Genomic DNA, 3925 nt, shown 5'->3' with positions numbered 1-3925 from the left:
GGTCAGGGAGCTTCTTGTACAAAGACGATCAAAGTGACGGTAAAGGCTCAAGGAGACTCCCAACAGGGCAATAAGCCTTCTTCTGGACAAGAAAAAGATCCGTCTGCTGAATCGAAAAAAGAACCGACAAAATCGAACGGAACTCCAACAAGTGTGTCGACAGGAATGTTCTCTGCATTAGGCACATCCATCGCATCGCTGGGAGCCTTGTTCTTCCTGAAAAGAAAAAATAAATAAATAAAGTTTCTTCTGTTATAATCCTCAAAAAGGGTGAGTCATTCTGACTCGCCTTTTTGAATGGAAATGAAAAATAAGATATAATGAAAAGGGTTACATTATGAAATTTGAAGAATTTGGATTTCGCGGAGCGTATCATAATATATGGGCCTTTGATCTGGAAGAAAAAGACAGAAAGCTTTTTGAAGATTTTCCAGACCAAGGAAAAGCCAATGTAATCTTAGGCTATGGTTATATCGATCACCAGGCCGGTTTATCGTTTGAAGTATTAAGCTTAGGTGTGAAGAGCGATGAAAGTTTTCATTTTTTTGAAGGAAAGAATGAAGTGTCGATAAAAATTCGAATTGGAAATATTCTGGATCGGGAATTCTATTTCTTTGATAAAGAAGATGAATACTTTAAAGATCGATACACAGAGAAAATAGAAATGGTTGACGAGCATTATCAGACATCGGATGCTCAGCATGCCACAAGACTCCTTGAGTTGATCGATCCTTTGCGCAATACCGAATATCCGGATGATGTTTTAGTGGCCTTGATGAAGGAAGGATGTCAGACAGAAGGGTGCTGGTGCCGATTGGAATCTTTTGATGAAGATCAAAAGGCTTTTATGTGCACTTTGTTGAACAAACCCTATCAAGATTTTGGAGTTCATGTTCATGACTTGATTCCTGTTTATGCTCTAAATGGTGAAAAGGGAATCGTACTCTATTCATTGTTTTAAGGAGAAATAGAACGGAAGGAAGATACGATTTGTTGATAAAAAATTGTTTCATATCAACGAGTCTTTTGAAGCGCCGAATGAATTTATAACACTTTCAAGGCAACATCAATATAATAATAAAGTTTTGAAAGAGGATAAAGAAGTATTATATACCGAAAGTAAGAACCGAATTTCACCTGTTTGTGAAGTTCGTTTTTTCTTCCCATGGTCTCTTAGAAAATTGAATAATCGGCAATAATCATTGTGTTATATTTATAAAATTTACTATTTTATTGCCGATACATGGTATAATAAATAAAAAGAATTGAGGAATTATGAGATACCTTTCAGTCAATGAAATAGCTAAAAAATGGAACATATCTCAGCGAAGTGTGAGAAATTACTGTGCGCAGGGAAGAGTTAACGGTGCGTTTCTTACTGGCAAGACGTGGAATATTCCAGAGGATGCCCAAAAACCGGAACGTTCCAATAAGAGAAAACAACAGCCGACTTTGTTGAAGATTTTGCAAAGGGAGAAGGCAAGCCAGTATCCGGGGGGTATTTATCATAAAACACAGATTGACTTAACATATAACTCAAATCACATTGAGGGAAGCCGTCTGACACATGATCAAACCAGATATATTTTTGAAACCAATACGATAGGCATAGAGAACGTAGTTCTCAACGTGGATGATGTGATTGAAACGGTCAATCATTTCCGTTGTGTTGATATGGTTATCGACCATGCAAAAGCCGCCTTGACTGAGAAGCTTATTAAGGAACTTCATTTGACTTTGAAAAGCGGAACTAGTGATTCCAGAAAAGATTGGTTTGCCGTAGGCGATTATAAAAAAACACCGAATGAGGTGAGCGGTATGGAAACGGCTCTACCTGAAGAAGTTGCCGATAAGATGAAAGCGCTGCTGAAGGAATATAACGCTAAAGAAAAAAAATATTTTGAGGATATTCTGGATTTCCATGTAAGGTTTGAACAAATCCATCCATTTCAAGACGGGAATGGTCGTGTGGGAAGGCTGATCCTATTCAAGGAATGTTTGAAATATAATATTGTTCCTTTCATTATTGAGGATAACCTGAAGATGTTCTACTATAGAGGATTGAAGGAGTGGGATAAGGAAAGAGGCTATTTGACAGATACTTGCCTGAGGGCGCAGGATCGTTATAAAGCCTATTTGGATTATTTCAGGATCTCATATATAAGTTAGCTGAAAAAGATTCCAATAGTATCTCAACATTTGGAACGACGCTGAGCGTAAAATCAAAGCTTTAAGATTTATGGAGGATATGGAAATTATGATCAAACTTTTGTTTGTCTGTCATGGAAACATATGCCGTTCGCCCATGGCAGAATTTATATTTAAAAAACTGGTGCAGGAAAAAGGCTTGTCCGATGCCTATTATGTTGAATCGGCGGCTACCAGTACCGAAGAAATTGGAAATGATATGTACCCGCCCGCTAAACGAAAACTAAAGGAAAAAGGCGTTCCCTTTTCTTTGCGCCAGGCGCGTCAGGTTCGTTATGATGAATATGAAAAATGGGATTATATCATTGGAATGGATAAATGGAATATGCAAAACCTGAAACGGATCTTTAAAACAGATCCTCAGGAGAAAGTGCATTCCTTACTTAAAAATCGGGATGTGGCCGATCCATGGTATACCGATGATTTTGAGAGAGCTTATGAAGATATTTATCAAGGCTGCACAGAATGGCTGGAAAGGATACAAAATGATCAAACAAAATCTACACACGCATAGCATTTATTGTGATGGAAAGGATTCCATCGATGAAATGGTACAGACTGCCATCGACAAAGGGTTTACGATCCTAGGCTTTTCCGGGCATGGGCCTTGCCGTTATGACAGCGTAGCCATGAAAGAAGAAGATCTCACAAAGTATATTGAGGATATCCTGGATGCCAAAGAAAAATATAAAGATAAGATCCAGATTTTCTTGGGGATCGAAGAAGATATTTCACAGCGCATCCCCTCAAAGAAACCGTATGATTTTGTCATAGGGAGTGAGCACTTTCTGATTGAAAAAGGGGAAGTTCTCAATGTGGATTACTCGGATGAACATACAAAGAAAATCGTGGAAACTTTTGATCATGACTTTCATCAGTATGCCAAAGCATACTATGAAGGATTACAGAAAATTGCCGAATACGATGAAGTGGATATAGTTGGACATCTGGATCTGTTGATGAAATTTAATGAGGATCAAAAATATGGATCGTTTACAGATCCAGTCTATTTAAGCTATGCCAAAGAATGCATTGATGTTTTAATTGCGGCAGGTAAGATCTTTGAGATCAATACCGGTGCCATTGCCCGAGGCTATCGAAAAGATCCTTATCCGCATCAAACATTGTTATCGTATATTCAAAAAAAGAAAGGAAACATTCTTCTGAGCAGCGATTGTCATGACCGAAACAATTTGGACTGTCACTTTAAAGAATCGATGGAACTGATCCAGGCTTGCGGATTTGATTCCATGATGGTGTTAACTTCAGAAGGCTTCAAAAAAACGCCTATTGAGCAATTTGCTCGCTAGGCGTTTTCTTCTATTTCTGAATACGTGGTCAATCCGTATGCCGGAGCGGCATGGATGCAGGCATTTTCTATGGCTTTTGCCATCGCTTTGGCACTCAATGCACCGACCAGATCCGGATTGGCTTTTATTTGATTGGAACACATCGCAAAAATTGTATCTCCATCATTGGATGTATGGACAGGGAGAATCGTGCGGGCGTATCCGTTATGGGCCATGCTGGCAATCTTATTGGCCTGTGCCTTTGTTAAATCGGCATTGGTAAAAATACATCCAATTGTTGTATTCATACCGCAGCTTTCTTCTACAGGCTGGTTTTCAAACAAGACATCAAGGGTATAAATCCGTTTTTTCTTTTCATAGTCATAGATACCGGCAATCGGTTTTGTGCTGTTTTCAAAGAAGACATC

Annotated in this window: 6 protein-coding genes; 5 read left to right on the top strand and 1 reads right to left on the bottom strand. The window is 38.7% G+C overall.

The window, feature by feature from the left end:
* From Q0K03_RS07220 to Q0K03_RS07200, 5 genes are all read left to right on the top strand, one after another.
* The coding region (locus Q0K03_RS07220) for an LPXTG cell wall anchor domain-containing protein (protein WP_297239035.1) at positions 1-237 on the top strand (237 nt) is incomplete at its 5' end.
* Positions 238-337: 100 nt separating this feature from the next.
* Positions 338-961, top strand: coding sequence for a hypothetical protein (locus tag Q0K03_RS07215; protein WP_297239034.1), 624 nt, complete (start codon positions 338-340; stop codon positions 959-961).
* A gap of 371 nt (positions 962-1332) precedes the next feature.
* Positions 1333-2169, top strand: coding sequence for a Fic family protein (locus tag Q0K03_RS07210; protein ID WP_297239033.1), 837 nt, complete (start codon positions 1333-1335; stop codon positions 2167-2169).
* Positions 2170-2248: 79 nt separating this feature from the next.
* Complete coding sequence (locus Q0K03_RS07205; protein WP_297239032.1) at positions 2249-2722, top strand: low molecular weight protein-tyrosine-phosphatase; 474 nt, start codon at positions 2249-2251, stop codon at positions 2720-2722.
* Positions 2694-3518: a histidinol-phosphatase gene (locus Q0K03_RS07200; protein WP_297239031.1), complete on the top strand. Its 825-nt coding sequence runs from the start codon at positions 2694-2696 to the stop codon at positions 3516-3518. The genes Q0K03_RS07205 and Q0K03_RS07200 overlap by 29 nt, the downstream gene beginning before the upstream one ends.
* On the opposite strand, the gene Q0K03_RS07195 is transcribed toward Q0K03_RS07200, so the two are convergent.
* Positions 3515-3925 (bottom strand): P1 family peptidase (locus Q0K03_RS07195; protein ID WP_297239030.1); only part of this gene is annotated, 411 nt, incomplete at its 5' end. The two genes, Q0K03_RS07200 and Q0K03_RS07195, sit on opposite strands and share 4 nt — an antisense overlap.

The organism is uncultured Faecalicoccus sp., from assembly GCF_944327125.1.
GTDB lineage: Bacteria > Bacillota_I > Bacilli_A > Erysipelotrichales > Erysipelotrichaceae > Faecalicoccus.
This window is presented reverse-complemented; position numbering and strand designations above follow the sequence as displayed.